15 protein-coding genes and 4 tRNA genes are annotated in these 16,038 nt (G+C 51.6%); 8 read left to right on the forward strand and 11 right to left on the reverse strand.

Annotated elements, in window-relative coordinates; genetic code table 11:
• Positions 1 to 36: 36 nt before the first annotated feature.
• From tuf to AC3RPL_RS19275, 5 genes are all read right to left on the reverse strand, one after another.
• Positions 37 to 1,221 (reverse strand): elongation factor Tu, encoded by a 1,185-nt coding sequence (tuf, locus tag AC3RPL_RS19255; protein WP_490742096.1) that lies wholly within the window; start codon positions 1,219 to 1,221, stop codon positions 37 to 39.
• 114 nt (positions 1,222 to 1,335) lie between these two features.
• Positions 1,336 to 1,411, reverse strand: a tRNA-Thr gene (locus AC3RPL_RS19260).
• A 6-nt stretch (positions 1,412 to 1,417) separates the two neighbouring features.
• Positions 1,418 to 1,492 (reverse strand) — tRNA-Gly (locus tag AC3RPL_RS19265).
• Positions 1,493 to 1,684: 192 nt separating this feature from the next.
• Positions 1,685 to 1,769 (reverse strand) — tRNA-Tyr (locus tag AC3RPL_RS19270).
• 12 nt (positions 1,770 to 1,781) lie between these two features.
• Positions 1,782 to 1,857, reverse strand: a tRNA-Thr gene (locus tag AC3RPL_RS19275).
• 367 nt (positions 1,858 to 2,224) lie between these two features.
• Here AC3RPL_RS19275 and AC3RPL_RS19280 point away from each other — a divergent pair.
• Together AC3RPL_RS19280 and coaA are read left to right on the forward strand one after the other, a co-directional pair.
• The gene (locus AC3RPL_RS19280) at positions 2,225 to 2,773 is read left to right on the forward strand and encodes a GNAT family N-acetyltransferase (RefSeq protein WP_490741186.1); all 549 of its coding nucleotides are present in this window, start codon (positions 2,225 to 2,227) and stop codon (positions 2,771 to 2,773) included.
• A gap of 201 nt (positions 2,774 to 2,974) precedes the next feature.
• The gene (gene coaA / locus AC3RPL_RS19285) at positions 2,975 to 3,925 is read left to right on the forward strand and encodes a type I pantothenate kinase (RefSeq protein ID WP_034934499.1); all 951 of its coding nucleotides are present in this window, start codon (positions 2,975 to 2,977) and stop codon (positions 3,923 to 3,925) included.
• A gap of 15 nt (positions 3,926 to 3,940) precedes the next feature.
• Here the strand turns inward: coaA and AC3RPL_RS19290 are convergent, their stop codons facing one another.
• The 4 genes from AC3RPL_RS19290 to AC3RPL_RS19305 all read right to left on the reverse strand — a co-directional run bounded on the left by AC3RPL_RS19290 (position 3,941) and on the right by AC3RPL_RS19305 (position 6,343).
• Positions 3,941 to 4,858, reverse strand: a complete 918-nt coding sequence (locus tag AC3RPL_RS19290; RefSeq protein WP_490741187.1) for an alpha/beta hydrolase — start codon at positions 4,856 to 4,858, stop codon at positions 3,941 to 3,943.
• A gap of 268 nt (positions 4,859 to 5,126) precedes the next feature.
• Entirely contained in the window at positions 5,127 to 5,633 is a 507-nt protein-coding gene (locus AC3RPL_RS19295; protein WP_034934503.1) for a TIGR00645 family protein, read from the reverse strand.
• 85 nt (positions 5,634 to 5,718) lie between these two features.
• Positions 5,719 to 5,964 (reverse strand): hypothetical protein, encoded by a 246-nt coding sequence (locus AC3RPL_RS19300; protein ID WP_490741188.1) that lies wholly within the window; start codon positions 5,962 to 5,964, stop codon positions 5,719 to 5,721.
• A 46-nt stretch (positions 5,965 to 6,010) separates the two neighbouring features.
• Positions 6,011 to 6,343: a helix-turn-helix domain-containing protein gene (locus AC3RPL_RS19305; protein ID WP_034934507.1), complete on the reverse strand. Its 333-nt coding sequence runs from the start codon at positions 6,341 to 6,343 to the stop codon at positions 6,011 to 6,013.
• 214 nt (positions 6,344 to 6,557) lie between these two features.
• On the opposite strand from AC3RPL_RS19305, the gene AC3RPL_RS19310 reads away from it, so the two are divergent.
• Positions 6,558 to 7,457, forward strand: a complete 900-nt coding sequence (locus AC3RPL_RS19310) for a LysR family transcriptional regulator (RefSeq protein ID WP_490741189.1) — start codon at positions 6,558 to 6,560, stop codon at positions 7,455 to 7,457.
• 193 nt (positions 7,458 to 7,650) lie between these two features.
• A complete protein-coding gene (locus AC3RPL_RS19315; RefSeq protein ID WP_490741190.1) occupies positions 7,651 to 8,790 on the forward strand; it encodes a GNAT family N-acetyltransferase in 1,140 nt (379 codons plus the stop codon).
• 114 nt (positions 8,791 to 8,904) lie between these two features.
• Here the strand turns inward: AC3RPL_RS19315 and AC3RPL_RS19320 are convergent, their stop codons facing one another.
• The gene (locus AC3RPL_RS19320) at positions 8,905 to 10,740 is read right to left on the reverse strand and encodes an ABC transporter ATP-binding protein (RefSeq protein ID WP_490741191.1); all 1,836 of its coding nucleotides are present in this window, start codon (positions 10,738 to 10,740) and stop codon (positions 8,905 to 8,907) included.
• 182 nt (positions 10,741 to 10,922) lie between these two features.
• Between AC3RPL_RS19320 and zinT the strand changes: the two genes are divergently transcribed.
• Positions 10,923 to 11,570: a metal-binding protein ZinT gene (gene zinT, locus AC3RPL_RS19325; protein WP_490741192.1), complete on the forward strand. Its 648-nt coding sequence runs from the start codon at positions 10,923 to 10,925 to the stop codon at positions 11,568 to 11,570.
• A 59-nt stretch (positions 11,571 to 11,629) separates the two neighbouring features.
• Here zinT and AC3RPL_RS19330 read toward each other — a convergent pair whose 3' ends face one another.
• Positions 11,630 to 12,412, reverse strand: a complete 783-nt coding sequence (locus AC3RPL_RS19330) for a DeoR/GlpR family DNA-binding transcription regulator (RefSeq protein WP_490741193.1) — start codon at positions 12,410 to 12,412, stop codon at positions 11,630 to 11,632.
• Between the two features lie 193 nt (positions 12,413 to 12,605).
• Here AC3RPL_RS19330 and AC3RPL_RS19335 point away from each other — a divergent pair, with 193 nt between their 5' ends.
• From AC3RPL_RS19335 to AC3RPL_RS19345, 3 genes are all read left to right on the forward strand, one after another.
• Positions 12,606 to 13,631, forward strand: a complete 1,026-nt coding sequence (locus tag AC3RPL_RS19335; protein WP_490741194.1) for an SIS domain-containing protein — start codon at positions 12,606 to 12,608, stop codon at positions 13,629 to 13,631.
• Positions 13,628 to 14,563, forward strand: a complete 936-nt coding sequence (locus AC3RPL_RS19340) for an ROK family protein (RefSeq protein WP_490741195.1) — start codon at positions 13,628 to 13,630, stop codon at positions 14,561 to 14,563. Before AC3RPL_RS19335 ends, AC3RPL_RS19340 begins: the two co-directional genes overlap by 4 nt.
• A gap of 220 nt (positions 14,564 to 14,783) precedes the next feature.
• Positions 14,784 to 16,034 (forward strand): extracellular solute-binding protein, encoded by a 1,251-nt coding sequence (locus AC3RPL_RS19345; protein WP_490741196.1) that lies wholly within the window; start codon positions 14,784 to 14,786, stop codon positions 16,032 to 16,034.
• The last annotated feature ends 4 nt before the right edge of the window (positions 16,035 to 16,038 follow it).

Genomic DNA, 16,038 nt, shown 5'->3' on the forward strand with positions numbered 1-16,038 from the left:
CCTCTTCCTGTGCGTTGCGTCAAATGTTATCAGCGATTAAGCGATAACTTTAGCAACAACGCCCGCACCAACAGTACGTCCGCCTTCACGGATTGCGAAACGCAGACCGTCGTCCATTGCGATTGGGTGGATCAGCGTAACAACCATTTTGATGTTGTCGCCTGGCATTACCATTTCAACGCCTTCTGGCAGTTCAATGGTACCGGTCACGTCAGTAGTACGGAAGTAGAACTGTGGACGGTAGCCTTTAAAGAACGGAGTATGACGGCCGCCTTCATCTTTGGACAGAATATAAACTTCTGACTCGAATTTGGTGTGTGGATTGATGGTGCTTGGCTTAGCCAGTACCTGACCACGCTGGATATCTTCACGCTTGATACCACGCAGCAGGATACCGCAGTTCTCACCAGCACGGCCTTCGTCCAGCAGCTTGCGGAACATTTCAACGCCGGTACAGGTTGATTTCACAGTATCTTTGATACCAACGATTTCAACTTCTTCACCCACTTTAACGATGCCGCGCTCAACACGACCGGTCACAACGGTACCACGGCCGGAGATGGAGAACACGTCTTCGATTGGCAGCAGGAACGGCTTGTCAATAGCACGCTCTGGTTCCGGGATGTAGTTATCCAGGTGGCCCGCCAGCTCGATGATTTTGGCTTCCCACTCTGCGTCACCTTCCAGCGCTTTCAGCGCGGAACCGTGAACGATTGGGGTGTCGTCGCCCGGGAATTCGTACTGAGACAGCAGATCACGCACTTCCATCTCAACCAGTTCCAGCAGCTCTTCGTCATCAACCATGTCACATTTGTTCAGGAACACGATGATGTAAGGAACGCCTACCTGACGACCCAGCAGGATGTGCTCACGGGTCTGCGGCATTGGGCCGTCAGTCGCAGCAACAACCAGAATCGCACCGTCCATCTGCGCAGCACCGGTGATCATGTTTTTCACATAGTCGGCGTGGCCCGGGCAGTCAACGTGAGCGTAGTGACGGGTTGGGGTGTCATACTCAACGTGAGAGGTGTTGATGGTGATACCACTTGCTTTTTCTTCTGGTGCGTTATCGATCTGATCGAATGCACGAGCAGAGCCACCGTAGGTTTTAGCCAGAACGGTAGTGATAGCTGCGGTCAGGGTAGTTTTACCGTGGTCAACGTGGCCGATAGTACCAACGTTGACGTGCGGTTTGGAACGTTCAAATTTTTCTTTAGATATCGCTTGTCCCTCTAAGACACGGATAAATCGGTGATATCACCACATCAACCAGGCATTGCCTGAATTGTTGAATTTTAACGTAACAGAGAAGAATCAGGGAGGGAGAATTAGAAGTGGTGCTGATACCCAGAGTCGAACTGGGGACCTCACCCTTACCAAGGGTGCGCTCTACCAACTGAGCCATATCAGCACGGCTTGGAGCGGGCAGCGGGAATCGAACCCGCATCATCAGCTTGGAAGGCTGAGGTAATAGCCATTATACGATGCCCGCATCCTGGAACTCGGCTACCTGTTCATTCTGTAGCTTTTGAATAATAAGGAAAGCCTTACTATTCGAGTCAACCCGCATACGCTTGATGACTCCGACTGCGCATGAGCTCAGTCTAAAATCACTATGTCACTTTGACCCAGAGAAATAATATGGCATTGCTCTGTGCCCTCAGCCTTAAACTCAAGGTTGAGATGGTGGTGGGGGAAGGATTCGAACCTTCGAAGTCGATGACGGCAGATTTACAGTCTGCTCCCTTTGGCCGCTCGGGAACCCCACCAGGGGTACTTGATGGTGCCGGCTACCGGAATCGAACTGGTGACCTACTGATTACAAGTCAGTTGCTCTACCTACTGAGCTAAGCCGGCATCAAGTGACGCGCATTCTAGGAAGACCGGCCGCGTGATGCAACAAAAAAATTGCGATAAATGTTCTTATGCCTGTTATTTGTGCAATTCTTCGCAAATTGCCATATACCACCAGGACTTTCGTTCAATTAATCACCTCTATGGCGTTTTAATCACCAGCACTTTTAACCGATGCCCATTGTTAAGCTGAATCTGTGGATACTCCAGTCAGGTTTAAAAGGTGATCTTTTGCACCATCGCGGTCGTCCTGCACATTGATCGTGCATTGTTTTATTCATCTCACGTCAGATTTGCCCAGCCTGCCGCTTAAAACAGCCTGGATCGCTTATTGCATGATTAATATTTCATCATCAGTGGAGGACACAGCATGAAAATCGTAATGATCAATGCCGCCACCCTGCCTGTTTATCGCAGTGAGCTTGCAAACCTGCTGTTGAACACCGCAACCAGCGACGCTACTGATGGTGAACAACAACGTCTTTCGCGGCAAAAAGCCGAGAGTTATTTCCACAGCCTGCGGGCAGCACTCTCCAGAGGAGAGAGAAAATTGTGGATTGCTCGTGATGAACAGGGCATCAGTGGAAGTGTGCAACTGGAAATATGTCAGAAACCTGAAGGCAGAAATCGTGCGGAAATTCAGCAACTTCTGGTTCACGATCGTGCGCGACGCCTGGGAGCCGGCAGAAAGCTGATGGCGGCACTAGAACAGGAAGCGGTGAACCTGCAACGTGGTCTTCTTTATCTGGATACTCCAGCAGGTGGTGCAGCAGAGGCGTTCTACCGCGCTCAGGGTTATCGCCGCCTGGGAGAGCTGCCCGACTTTTCCTGCTCCCCTGAGGGCTACTCACATGCCGCGGTGATCTACTACAAACGGTTGATGGCCGCAAATCAGGTTATCCGCATGATTGCCAGCTAATTATTTGATAAATGCGGGAGCCGTTGCGTTTGCACCCGCTGATTTTATTTTTCCTTCTGGTTCCTGCCCGTCTGGTGGTAATCTCCTGCGCATTGTTTTCTGAAATTTTCCTGAGCTTGTGAGCCGGAAGCGCACTCTTTGCCTCCTTCCCTCGTTTTTTTACGCCACATCAGGCAAATTCTTGCTGGCAGAAACATCCATATGATTAAAAAAGAGTCCCTGCTAACCACACCCTACTTGCAATTTAACCGCACACAATGGGCCGCCCTACGTGATTCGGTTCCGATGACCCTCAGCGAAGAGGAAGTGGCTCGTCTTAAAGGTATAAACGAAGATTTATCCATTGATGAAGTGACTGAAATCTATTTGCCGCTTTCTCGTCTGCTTAATTTCTATATCAGTTCCAATCTGCGTCGGCAGGCCGTACTGGAACAGTTTCTGGGTACTAACGGACAAAAAATCCCTTACATCATCAGCATTGCCGGTAGCGTGGCAGTTGGCAAAAGCACCACAGCGCGTGTTCTGCAAGCTCTGCTTAGCCGATGGCCAGAGCACCGCCGCGTTGAGTTGATTACCACTGACGGCTTTCTGCATCCTAATCAGGTGCTGAAAGAGCGCGGGCTGATGAAGAAAAAAGGGTTTCCCCAGTCATATGACATGCACAGACTGGTGAACTTTGTTTCCGACCTGAAATCCGGAGCGGCCCAGGTTACCGCGCCGGTATACTCGCACCTGATATACGACGTGATCCCTGATGGAGACAAGGTTGTACAACAACCGGATATTCTGATTCTTGAAGGATTGAATGTGCTGCAAAGCGGCATGGATTATCCCCACGACCCACATCACGTATTTGTCTCAGACTTTGTAGATTTCTCAATTTATGTTGATGCACCTGAAGATTTGCTACAGCACTGGTACATCAACCGCTTCCTCAAATTCCGTCAGGGGGCGTTTACCGATCCCGATTCTTATTTCCACCATTACGCAAAATTGCCAGAGGCAGAAGCCATTACCATTGCCGGTCAGTTGTGGGAAGAGATCAACCTGATGAATTTGAAAGAAAACATCCTTCCAACCCGCGAACGTGCCAGCCTGATTATGACGAAAAGTGTTAATCATGCGGTCGATCTGGTGCGACTCAGAAAATAGTCTCTGACCATCGCGTCATGCGATGGTCCCCTCTTTTTTTCTGCGTGTTTCCAGCCAGACAGCATAGGCTTCATCCCATATTGCTGCCGGACTCCCCGCTCTTCCCAAACCAAAGCCATGTCCGCCACGAGTAATTTTAATCTGCTCGACCGGCACCCCCATTTTACGGCAGGTATCATGCATGATCTGGCTGTTGTGCGGATTGGAAACAAGATCATCCTCCGCCTGCGCCAGAAACGTTGGCGGGAATTGCCGGGTGACATAGTTTTCCACCGACCAGCCGGCTTCGTCAGCCGCAGACGGATTTTCGCCCAGCAGCTCAAAGTGCGTATTGGTGTGGGTATAAGGCGGTTCAAGGGTGATAACCGGATAAATCAGCCCCACGCTGTCTGCCAGCGGCCTGATCTGGTCAAGGGGGTCCTGTGGTTGATAGGTAACAAAGTCCGGTCGTGCTGCAACCATCCCCATCAGATGCCCCCCGGCGGAGAAACCAAGCAGATGCACTTTGCGCTCCATTGAACGCACCAGTCGAATCGCACGTTGCGCATCCTGCAAAGGTGCCAGTCGCCCTGCCCGCCATTTTTCACGCGGCAAACGGTAACTCAATACATAAGCCGTATAGCCACGGGCATTCAGCCAGCGCGCCACGGGCCAGGCCTCGCCCCCCATTCCAATCCAGCGATAGCCTCCCCCTGCCGCAATCAGTACTGCCGCACCATTGGGATTCTCTGGCTGGAAACGTTGAATAGCCGGGCTGACAATATTCGACCAGGAACCATTAGCGGTAACATGTAAATCACCACTTGGGCCACCGCCCCCCGGCGGCTCATCCTGCCAGAGAGGAATGATATCTTCGCGGGCAAACAGCTTCCCGGTTGTCATCGCAAGTAAAGTGGCGCCGGTACCCAGTATTAACCGACGACGACTAATCATCTGACATCTCTTTCCTCTGTGACCCTCACTCTTGTTCCGTCGTGCCGAACAGCAGATTGCCGACAGACATTTTAAAGATGCAAAGTGGGTGCCAATATATTCTGGTTAATGCAGGCAATCTGCCAGCCTTTGAATGAACGCGATTATTTTATCGGCATGGCGGTCCGATTTCTGCACCGCTTTTTATGCGATTTTGCCCTCTCCGGGCAAGAAAAATCATGCAACAGGGAAAATCTGCCCGGAGACAGGCCGGGCAAATCGGGAAAGGTTAGCTACTGGTGTATTTCTCACGGCGGGAGATGCCATCCAGATACCCCATTACGAAGGCGGACAGCACGAAGGTCAGGTGGATAATGACGTACCACATCAGCTTATTGTCCGGAATATTTTTCGCATCCATAAATACCCGCAACAGATGAATAGAAGAGATAGCCACAATCGACGCTGCGACTTTGTTCTTCAGCGATCCGGAATCCATTTTTCCTAACCAGCTGAGTTTCTCCTTATGTTCGGAGATGTCCAGTCTGGAGACGAAGTTTTCATAACCGGAGAGCATCACCATCACCAGTAAGCCGCCCACCAGAGTCAGATCGATCATCGACAGCAGCACCAGTACCAGATCGTTCTCCGCCATCGCCAACACGTTTGGCAACAGATGCAGAACTTCCTGGAAAAATTTGATCGTCAACGCCAGCAGGCCCAGTGACAACCCGAGATATACCGGTGCCAACAGCCAGCGCGAAGCATAAATTAGATTTTCAGTGAAACGTTCCATATCATCCCGTGAGCAATTTAACACGGCATCAGTATACCTGATGAGGGGTTAAATTCTGCATCAGGATACGGCATTAATCCGCAATTTAACTGGCTTTACCTGACAACATGACCGGCTGGTCTGGCCTCTCAGACTCCAGCACACGCTGAATCTGGCGCTGGTAACCCATCATTCCGTGTGTCAGTTCGTCACCGGCAATAACAGGATCAATACAGTAAGCCGGTTCACACTGCACGGTAGCCGTGCTGGCCTGTGCAGTAAGGCTTCGGGCACTCACCACAGAAGGTTCGCCCATTGCCAGAGCGAGGATAATAAGAAGATATTTTTTCATTAGCTTGCCACCGTTGACGGACAGACCGCTGCCCGGACCCGGTAACTCAGTGAAACTCGCGATGCTGGTTACGGTAGTCTTTGGGCGTCACATTAAAGTGCTTTTTAAACACGCGCTGGAAACATTGTTGTGAAGAGAAGCCCAGGTCGGTGGAAATAGTCATAATGGTTTTGCGTGAGCTGACCAGACTTTTTGCTGCCTCATCAAGCCGACGGCGGCGGATAAACGTCCCCAGCGTAATGCCTTTTTTCTCTTTAAATGCACGCTGAAGATGCCATTTTGAGTAGCCAGACCGGGCAGCAACCGCTTCAATATTCAGACCATCATCCAGATGCTCCTCAATCCAGTCGATAATGACATCCACAATTTCACCTTTCATTTATTCTCTCCTTTCAGCCCCGCCCTGCATGTTACGTTGCTGGTTTTGCGATGATGTTAAATTTCAATAGATTGTTTTTAATGAATAAAATAAATATGCAACTGATACTGTGACTTATGAAAATTTTCTGGAGTGAATGTTATAAAGATGCTTAAAATAGTTCAAATAGATAATTTGAATCCTGATTTATAGACAGAATCTATACAGAGGCCTGATGTTAGATCTCAACCTGGTGCGGGTGTTCACCGCCATCTATGAAACCCGCAGCGTTAGCGGTGCTGCACAGCGTCTGTTTATCACCCAGCCTTCCGTCAGTTATGCGCTGGCACGGCTACGCAGGGAAACCAACGATGAGCTGTTCAAGCGCAGTCGGAACGGGATGGAACCCACCCCCAACGCCTTGCAGCTGTATAAAGTGTTTAAAAAATCGCTGACGGGGATTGAGAAAGCCGTTGCTGAAACGCGCACTTTTGCCCCTGAAACATCGCGCCATAAATTTCGCCTGGCGCTATCGGATCTGGGAGAACTGCTACTCCTGCCACGTCTGGTGGCACATCTGCGGCAGATGGCCCCCGGTGTGCAGCTGGAAGTGATCCCGGTAGAGATGCAAAAGCTGGAAGAATGGTTGCTGACAGGCAGGATTGATGCCGCTATCTGTAATCGTAATGAATCTGTATTATCCGCCCGACGCGAGCTGATGATGCACCAACGCTACGTCTGCCTGCTGAATATTCACCATCCCCGGATCGGCCAGCAACTCTCCCTGGATGAGTATATGCATGAACAACATGTCGTCGTTTCGGCCACCAGCGGATACGGTCTGGTGGAAGATCGTCTGAAGGAGTTCGGCCTGGAGCGGGAAGTTGTGGTTGAAGTACCGCATTTTGCCGCGCTGGGCGAGTTAATCGCCTCCAGCGAATTGTTGGTGACCCTGCCTTATAACGCCGCTGCAATTTATGTGCAGAGGGGAAATGGCCGGGTGCTGGAATTGCCCTTCCAGGTGGCTGATTCCGAAGTGTTTCTCTACTCTCATACTGAAATTGGTGATATCACCGCCAAAAGCTGGTTTTTCAATATATTGCGCCAGGTGGCCCCGATGATGATCTCCGCCTGAGCCAGGCCGTAAAAGTGGTTGTCTGTAAAAGGAAAACGGGCAGCCTGCTGAACGTAATGACAGATTCATTTGCAACGGTGGCAGCAACTGCCACCAGGTATGCAGTTGGCAGAAGACATTGATCTTCAGCGTTAACCCCGTCACTTTAACGGCAGTGATTTTACTGCTGGCGGACTGAAAACGGAGCGTATTGATGTCACTTACCCTTCTGACCCGGCTGGCAGACCTTCCCGCCAGCCAGTGGGATTGCCTCATCCCTGACAGTCAGCCTTTCCTGCGCCATGCCTTTCTCAGCACGCTGGAAGAGAGTGGCTGTGTGAATAATGAAACAGGCTGGCATTCTGAGCATCTGCTGTGGATGGAAAACGGCGAACTGCGCGCCGCCATACCGGGTTATCGCAAACGCCATTCCAGAGGCGAGTATGTGTTTGATCATGCCTGGGCAGATGCCTGTCAGCGTGCCGGTGTACCCTATTATCCCAAATGGTTGGCCGCAGTGCCTTTCAGCCCGGTCACCGGCGCACGTTTGCTGGGCGAACCTGACGCGGCGAAGCAGCTGTTGCAGGCGATCCCGGCGTTTTCAGCACAGGCCCAGTTGTACAGCGCACATATTAATTTCGGCAATGCACAAACCGCAGCGCTAATGGCTGATGAAAGTCAGTGGTTGCATCGCACTGGCTGTCAGTATCACTGGCATAATCCCGGCTATCGTGATTTTCAGGATTTTCTTGATACTCTGATGTCCCGTAAACGCAAACAGATCCGTAAAGAACGCGAGCTGGTTGCCAGCCAGGGCTTTGAATTTGAGTGGCTGGCCGGCCATCAGCTAAGTGAGGCGCAGTGGGATTTTATTTATCACTGTTATGCCAACACCTATGCTGTTCGCGGCCAGCATCCCTATCTGACCCGTGAATTCTTTAGCCTGCTCAGCGAGAAAATGCCTGATGCAATCCGTGTGGTCCTGGCTAAGCAAAATGGCCTCATGGTCGCAATGGCTTTCAGTCTGGTAGACGGTCAATCTCTCTACGGACGCTACTGGGGGTGTCTGGCAGAATTTAACCGACTGCATTTTGAAACCTGTTTCTGGCAGGGGATGGATTATGCCATCGCTCATCACCTGCCACGGTTTGATGCCGGCGCACAGGGCGAGCACAAACTGGTGCGTGGATTTGAACCTGTTCTTACGCACTCCTGGCACTATTTGCGGCATGAAGGCCTACGGGCTGCGGTAGCAGACTATCTGCAACAGGAGCGGGAAGGCGTACTGGCATGGATGGAAGAGGCGCGGGACGCACTCCCTTATCGTCGGGATGCAGGCGGCTTAACGGGCTGATTCAGGCCGCCCACCCTCCCTGACCTGCCGCATATGAGAACCTGACAGGCCCAATCTGCCAACGCAGGGAGCACCTCCCGTACGTTGACAAGGTGTTACCTCAGCAGGCCGGTTTTATTCTGATTCGCCGACGAAACCACCGGTCTGATGCTGCCACAGGCGGGCATAAAGTCCTCCTTTAGCCAGCAGTTCGGCGTGGCTACCCATTTCGGCGATCCTGCCATGTTGCAGTACCACCAGCCGGTCCATTCTGGCAATGGTCGACAGGCGGTGTGCGATAGCAATCACCGTTTTACCGGCCATCAGCGACTCCAGGCTTTCCTGAATTGCCGCCTCTACTTCTGAATCCAGGGCGGAAGTCGCCTCATCCATAATCAGGATTGGCGCATCCTTCAGCAACACTCTGGCGATAGCAATACGCTGGCGCTGTCCTCCGGAGAGCTTCACCCCACGCTCACCAACATGCGCATCCAGCCCGTAACGGCCCTGTGAATCAGAGAGCATGGGAATAAACTCATCGGCTCTGGCCCGGTGGATAGCCTGCTGCAACTCTTCTTCACTGGCATCTGGCCGACCATATAACAGGTTGTCACGAATTGAGCGATGCAGCAGGGACGTATCCTGAGTAATCATGCCAATCTGCGCACGCAGACTTTCCTGGCTGACATGCGCAATATCCTGGTCATCAATCACAATCCGGCCCCCATCGAGGTCATACAGACGCAACAGCAAATTGACCAGCGTGGATTTTCCTGCCCCGGACGGCCCAATCAGCCCGATTTTTTCACCCGCACCGATCGCCAGTTGCAAATCCGTAATAACCCGACGCTCAGGTCCATAGTTAAAGTCCACGCCCTCAAAGCTTATTTGACCGCGTTGCACTTTCAGCGCCGCAGCCTGCGGTTTGTCAGTCACAGCGATAGGCTGGGCGATGGTTTTCAGACCATCCTGCACCATACCGATATTTTCAAAAATGCCATTCACCACCCACATGATCCAGCCGGACATATTGACAATGCGGATCACCAGACCGGTCGCCAGCGCGATAGCACCGACGCTGATCAGTGATTCTGTCCAGAGCCACAGCGCCAGCCCGGTCGTCGTCACAATTAACATGCCGTTAAGCGTGGTGATCACCACATCCATATTGGTCACCATACGCCCTTGCTGGCGGGTTTTATCGGTCTGATCGCCAATCGCCTCACGTGCAAAAGAGCGTTCCAGAGAGCTGTGCGCAAACAATTTGAGGGTGGTGATATTGGTGTAACCGTCGACGATAGTTCCCATCAGCCGGGAGCGGGATTCAGACGACGCGACAGAACGGGATTTCACCCTTGGCACAAAATATCTCAGGCTGATGACATACCCCAGGATCCACACCAGCAATGGGACCATCAACCGCCAGTCGGCCTCAGCAAACAGCACCAGCGAGGTAATGGCGTAGATCAGGACATGCCACAAAGCATCGACCGCCTGTACCGCAGAATCACGCAGCGCGTTACCGGTTTGCATAATTCGTTGAGCGATACGCCCGGCAAAATCACTCTGAAAGAAATTCAGGCTCTGGCGCAGTACGTAGTTATGATTCTGCCAGCGAATCATACTGGTCATGCCGGGGTTAATGGTCTGGTGCACCAGCAAGTCATGCAGCCCGATAAAAACCGGCCGTAACAGCAATGCCACCACCGCCATCCAGATCAGCTCACTGGCATGGTCACTGAAAAAACGCTCCGGCGGGGTACTGTTAACCATATCGATAATGGTGCTCAGATAACGGAACAGCGCCACTTCAATCAGTGAGGCAATCAGCCCGACTACCAGTAACATGGCGAAGCTTTGCCACACCTGACGCAGATAATAGATATAAAAAGCCCAGACGCGGTTTGGCGGTGTACTGGCGGGCGCATCCTGAAAAATGTCGTTCAGTCGTTCAAAGCGGCGATACAGCATAAGGGGCTCACTTCACAGGCCAAAAAACGGATCTTAGTGCATTTTCGCCCGGCCTTGCGACAGTTAGTGCGCAACAGAATAAATCTCTCACCGGCAAACGGGTCAGCAACTGCTCTTTTAACATATGAAATGTTATGTTATAACATTTCCTGATAAAATAAAGAATTTCACCGGAGAAGAAAATGTTAAGGAAAGTATCTGCTACCCTGCTGGCCGTAGGCATCAGCATGACCAGCATGGGCACATTTGCCCACGATGCGCACGATCACGGTGCCCCGCTGACGGACATTGAGCGCAAAGCCAGCGAGGGTGTTTTTGACGACCAGAACGTTAAAGACCGTCAGTTAAGCGACTGGGATGGTATCTGGCAGTCACTCAATCCCTGGTTATTAAGAGGCGACCTGGACCCTGTGCTGCAACAGAAAGCCAAAAGCGGTGAAAAATCGGTGGAAGAGTACCGGGCTTACTACAAAAAAGGGTATGCCACGGATATCGATATGATTGGCATTGAAAAAAACGTCATTGAATTTCATCGCGGCGACAAAGTCAGTGCCTGCCATTATGACTATGCCGGATTTAAAATACTGACCTATGCTTCCGGGAAGAAAGGGGTACGCTACCTGTTTACCTGCCAGGACAAAAATTCTCAGGCACCGGCTTATGTGCAGTTCAGCGATCACATTATCGGGCCACGCAAATCTCAACACTTCCACATCTTTTTCGGCAATCAGTCGCACGAAGCCCTGCTCAGCGAGATGGATAACTGGCCAACTTTTTATCCGTGGAGTCTGAGTAAAGAACAAATCGTCGACGAAATGCTGCACCACTAAGTTCGTCCATCACTAACCTGACAGTGGCGAACATAAAAGAAGAACTGATACCTGGGGTATCAGTTCTGTTCTGCATCAGGCTCAGGCTCAACCACCACTAACTGTGAACCATATTTGCTGCGCTGCTTAAGGTCAGGCGACGCTTCAGTGATCACCATACTGATATCGCTCAACGGACAGACATGTGCCAGCGCACGATAACCAATTTTGCTGCTGTCAGCCAGCACCACCGTTTTATCTGCGGCTTTGATCATTGCCTGCTTTACCGGGATCTCAATGGTATTGATATTGGTGATACCATTGTCGTAATGCACTCCTTCCGATCCCAGAAAAGCCCAGTCAACATGCACGCTGTTGATTTTATCCACCGTCTCCTGACCGACTAAAGTGTAAACCTTATCCAGCATCAGCCCTCCTGCGACATGCAGGGTGATCCCCGGATGCTGCCCCATTGCCATCGCGCAATAAATATCATTGGTGACAACGGTGAGATTCTTTTTGTCTTTCAGGGCCAGCGCTAAAGCATAAACCGTGGAACCATTATCCAGGATCAGCGACTGACCATCCTTAACCAGACTGGCAGCATAGCGGGCAATAGCAGTTTTGGCTGACGCATTCATTTCAAGTCGGACATCATAGGGCGTGTCAAACGTGTGCGCTGCCTCAATCGGTAACAATCCACCATGCGTTCTCATCACTTTGCCGGTTTTCTCCAGCAATGAGAGATCACGACGGATAGTCGAACTGTCCACGCCGAAGATTTCTGAAAGTTCTGCCGCGTTCAGATAGCCTTTTTCTGTGAGCATTTCCACAATTTTTGCTCTACGCTGTGCCGCCGTCATACTGCCTTCCTTACTGTCTATAATTGCACGTTTTCATGCATATACTGGCTTACATAAGATGTAATGTCATCTTAAGCGTGTTTAATTGGGCAAAAAAAATCGCATCGTTCACGAAATATAGTATTGACCGCACGAATTCGTGCATATATGTTAAACACATCAGTTATATTTACCTTTTAAGAGAACATGCTCCATGACGGTCATCAATTTCAGTGCTTACGAACAAGAGTTAGATCAGCAGGTCAGTTCCTTGACCGACCAGCTGAATCATACTCTGCCAGCGGCGCTGAAGACGCTCAATCTTGACCAGTTTGATCGTATTGTACTGGCCGGGATGGGATCATCAGATTATGCGTTGATCCCGGTTGAGCGAGAGCTTATTGCTCTGGGTTTGCCCGTCTGGCGCATTGATGCAGGTCGCCTGCTGGACATGCCACAACTGGTCACACCACAGACCCTGTTGTGGTTAACGTCACAGTCCGGCATGAGCGGTGAAATTGTTGCAGTGCTGGAAAAAATCCCGGCACCCAAAACACTGATTGGCGTGACCAACAACGCGGAAAGCCTGCTGGCAAAACGTGCTGATATTTTAGTAGAACTTAAGAGTGGAGAGGAATCAACCGTCAGCGCTAAAAGCTATCTCAACACGCTGATTGCCGGTTACCGCACCTTTTGGGCGCTGACCGGACGGGATGAAACCCCCTTTTTACGTAACATCAACGCATCATTGCCCGAGCTCGCGGAAATCATCAAAAAACGCGCGCCGGTGCAGGCAATAACCGATCGGTTTTTCACCCATGCCAAACCTCGGGTGGCGCTGATCGGCATGGGAGCCGACGCAGCAACGGCTCTGACAGGCGCACTGATTACTAAAGAAGCCTCTAAAGTCAGTGCGGAAGGGTTTATTGGCGGTGAATTCCGTCATGGCCCGATGGAGACTTCAGGTAAAGGCATGCTGGCTTTACTGTTCGGCGACGGCAGCGGAACAACGCTCAAGACGCTGGCAAGCGATCTGGCTGACAACGGAACCGAAGTCGTTACCATAGGACAAGTGGCATACTCCGGCAGTCAACATTTGCCAACACCAGGGGAATCTACACTGATCCGTTTATTAAGCACTATGCTCTGGGTACAACACCTGACCGTCACCCTTGCCAGGGGTAACGGGATGGTGCCGGGCGAATTTCTGTACGGCCAAAAGGTAACGGTGAAAATATGACCCAGACTGCACTTCTGTTTCGCGCAGGCATTGATATCGGAGGCACCGGCACCCGAATAATCTTGCTGCATGAAGAACGTGAAGTGGCAGTTGAAAACATCCCGACAGCCTGGTTCGCCACACTTCCCCAGGCTTCGCGAGCGGGCGCGCTGGTCGATAAAATTCGCCAGCTGTTACCAGTAGGAGGTTCTCTGGTCAGTCTTGGCATTGGTGCCAGTGGGCCGGTTAATAACACCACGGAAATTATTGAAAATAACGATACGCTGACCTGCTTCTCTTATTATCCGCTTGTTTCACAATTGCGGGAGTTACTGGCTGTTCCGGTCGCCATTGATAACGATGCCGTGGCCGCCGCACTGGGTGAATACCATCTGGGGGCGGGTAAGGGTAGCAAACGCATGATGATGGTCACGCTGGGGACAGGTATTGGCGTCGCGTTACTGAATGAGGGTCAGCCATTTCGCGCTGCTGACGGCAGGCATCCGGAAGCCGGACATATCCCGGTTTCCGCAGATGCGACCAGCTGCTACTGCGGTTTGCAGGGTTGCTGGGAGTCGCTGGCCTCACGCGGTTTCCTGCAACAGAAGCTGGAGCAGGAGATAGCAGATTTGCAGTGGGGTGCGGATACCCCGGCATTACTCCAGAACATGATGGTAACACGGCCTCGTATAGCCAAAATTCTCCACCAGTATGGTGAGATGGTTGGTCGTGGTCTGAATACGTTACTGGCGTTATATGGGCCTGATGTTACCGTGCTGAGCGGCAGTGCTGCCGCACTACTGCCGCTTTTCCAGTCAGGGCTGGATACCGCTCTGAACCGCGCTGACGGCTATGCCGTTAACCGCAAGATTTCACAATCTGCTCTTGGCGACGCGGCGGGCGCGCTGGGGGCGGCGATACTGCCAACGCTACGGGGAACCCGCCAACCATAAGTTGTAAAATAAACTAATAAATATCCCCAGGTCACGCGGCGGGCGTGCCAGGGGTAGCCAATACGGCCAATACACAGGGAATCCCGCCAACTGTAAGTTATAAATAATAAAATGCTGTTAATTCATGCCTGGTCCATTTAATTTACGATGGGTCCAGGCATTTTTCTGGCCTTAACCTCACTAATCAATCGCTTCTCATTTATCGTTATGGAGAATTGTTATGACGAGTCGATTTACACCCAGCTTCAGCAAATGTTTAGTCACCCTGTTGGCGCTGAGCGCTGCTGGCGTGGCCTCAGCACAAACGCAAATCAATGCACTTTTCATGTCACAGGCGGCGTACAGCGAAAGTGATGTCCGCTCGATGACCAGCGACTTCGAGAAAGCCCATCCGGATATCAAGGTTAATCTGGAATTCGTCCCCTACGAAGCGTTGCACGACAAAATCGTGGCCGCTCGCGGTGCCGGTAGTAACGGCTACGACGTAGTGCTGTTCGACGATATGTGGCCAGCGGAATTCAGTAAATTCAACATGTTGAAAGATGTCACTCCCCTGATCTCTGCGGACGAGAAAGCCAAAGTGTTCGACGGAGCCTGGAGTACGGTCAGCTGGAATAACAAACAGTGGGGGATGCCGTGGATCCTCGATACCAAGTACCTTTATTACAACAAAGCGATGCTGGCTAAAGCCGGGATCACCACGCCGCCAACAACCTGGCAGCAGGTGATGGAGCAGTCGCAAACGTTAAAAGAAAAAAGCATTGTTAAGTATCCTCTGGTCTGGAGCTGGTCGCAGGCAGAGGCGCTGGTGTGTGACTACACCACGCTGGTGTCAGCCTTTGGCGGGCAGTTTTATCAGAATGGCAAACTGAACTTTAGCAACGCCGGTTCGATTAAAGCGGTTGATTACATGAAAGCCACGCTGGATAAAGGTGTCAGTAATCCGAACTCTCGCGAATATCTGGAAGAGGACGTGCGTAAAGTCTTCTCCAATGGCGATGCGGCCTTCGCGCTGAACTGGACTTACATGTACAACATGGCTAACGATCCGAAGCAGAGTAAAGTGGCCGGAGAGGTGGGTATTATCCCTGCCCCGTCAGAAAAACCGGGGGAAGTGGCAGCCATGAACGGCTCAATGGGCCTGGGCGTAACCCAGTCCAGCAGCCACCCCGATCAGTCCTGGCAATATATCCGTTATCTGACATCGCAGCCGGTGCAGAACAAGTATGCCCGTCTGAGCCTGCCAATCTGGAAATCATCCTATGATGATCCAGCGGTGCAAAAGGGCCAGGAACCGCTGATCGCGGCGGCGAAACCGGCGCTGAACGTGATGCTGATGCGTCCGATTACCGCAGACTATTCACGTTTGTCTAACACCCTTCAGCAGCAGCTTCAGCAGGTTCTGCAAGGCCAACAGACGCCTCAATCCGCGATGGAATCTGTGACCAAAAGCGCCCAGCGCCTGCGTTAAGAGG

The sequence above is a fragment of the Erwinia papayae genome (assembly GCF_058241465.1).

Bases quoted from the DNA above. Each gene is read 5' to 3' on its own strand.
- AC3RPL_RS19300 (WP_490741188.1), bottom strand. From the start codon at position 5,964: ATGAAAAAATATCTTCTTATTATCCTCGCTCTGGCAATGGGCGAACCT.
- zinT (WP_490741192.1), top strand. From the start codon at position 10,923: ATGTTAAGGAAAGTATCTGCTACCCTGCTGGCCGTAGGCATCAGCATG.
- AC3RPL_RS19345 (WP_490741196.1), top strand. From the start codon at position 14,784: ATGACGAGTCGATTTACACCCAGCTTCAGCAAATGTTTAGTCACCCTG.
- AC3RPL_RS19330 (WP_490741193.1), bottom strand. From the start codon at position 12,412: ATGACGGCGGCACAGCGTAGAGCAAAAATTGTGGAAATGCTCACAGAA.
- AC3RPL_RS19335 (WP_490741194.1), top strand. From the start codon at position 12,606: ATGACGGTCATCAATTTCAGTGCTTACGAACAAGAGTTAGATCAGCAG.
- AC3RPL_RS19340 (WP_490741195.1), top strand. From the start codon at position 13,628: ATGACCCAGACTGCACTTCTGTTTCGCGCAGGCATTGATATCGGAGGC.
- AC3RPL_RS19295 (WP_034934503.1), bottom strand. From the start codon at position 5,633: ATGGAACGTTTCACTGAAAATCTAATTTATGCTTCGCGCTGGCTGTTG.
- AC3RPL_RS19280 (WP_490741186.1), top strand. From the start codon at position 2,225: ATGAAAATCGTAATGATCAATGCCGCCACCCTGCCTGTTTATCGCAGT.
- AC3RPL_RS19315 (WP_490741190.1), top strand. From the start codon at position 7,651: ATGTCACTTACCCTTCTGACCCGGCTGGCAGACCTTCCCGCCAGCCAG.
- coaA (WP_034934499.1), top strand. From the start codon at position 2,975: ATGATTAAAAAAGAGTCCCTGCTAACCACACCCTACTTGCAATTTAAC.
- AC3RPL_RS19305 (WP_034934507.1), bottom strand. From the start codon at position 6,343: ATGAAAGGTGAAATTGTGGATGTCATTATCGACTGGATTGAGGAGCAT.
- AC3RPL_RS19320 (WP_490741191.1), bottom strand. From the start codon at position 10,740: ATGCTGTATCGCCGCTTTGAACGACTGAACGACATTTTTCAGGATGCG.
- AC3RPL_RS19290 (WP_490741187.1), bottom strand. From the start codon at position 4,858: ATGATTAGTCGTCGTCGGTTAATACTGGGTACCGGCGCCACTTTACTT.
- AC3RPL_RS19310 (WP_490741189.1), top strand. From the start codon at position 6,558: ATGTTAGATCTCAACCTGGTGCGGGTGTTCACCGCCATCTATGAAACC.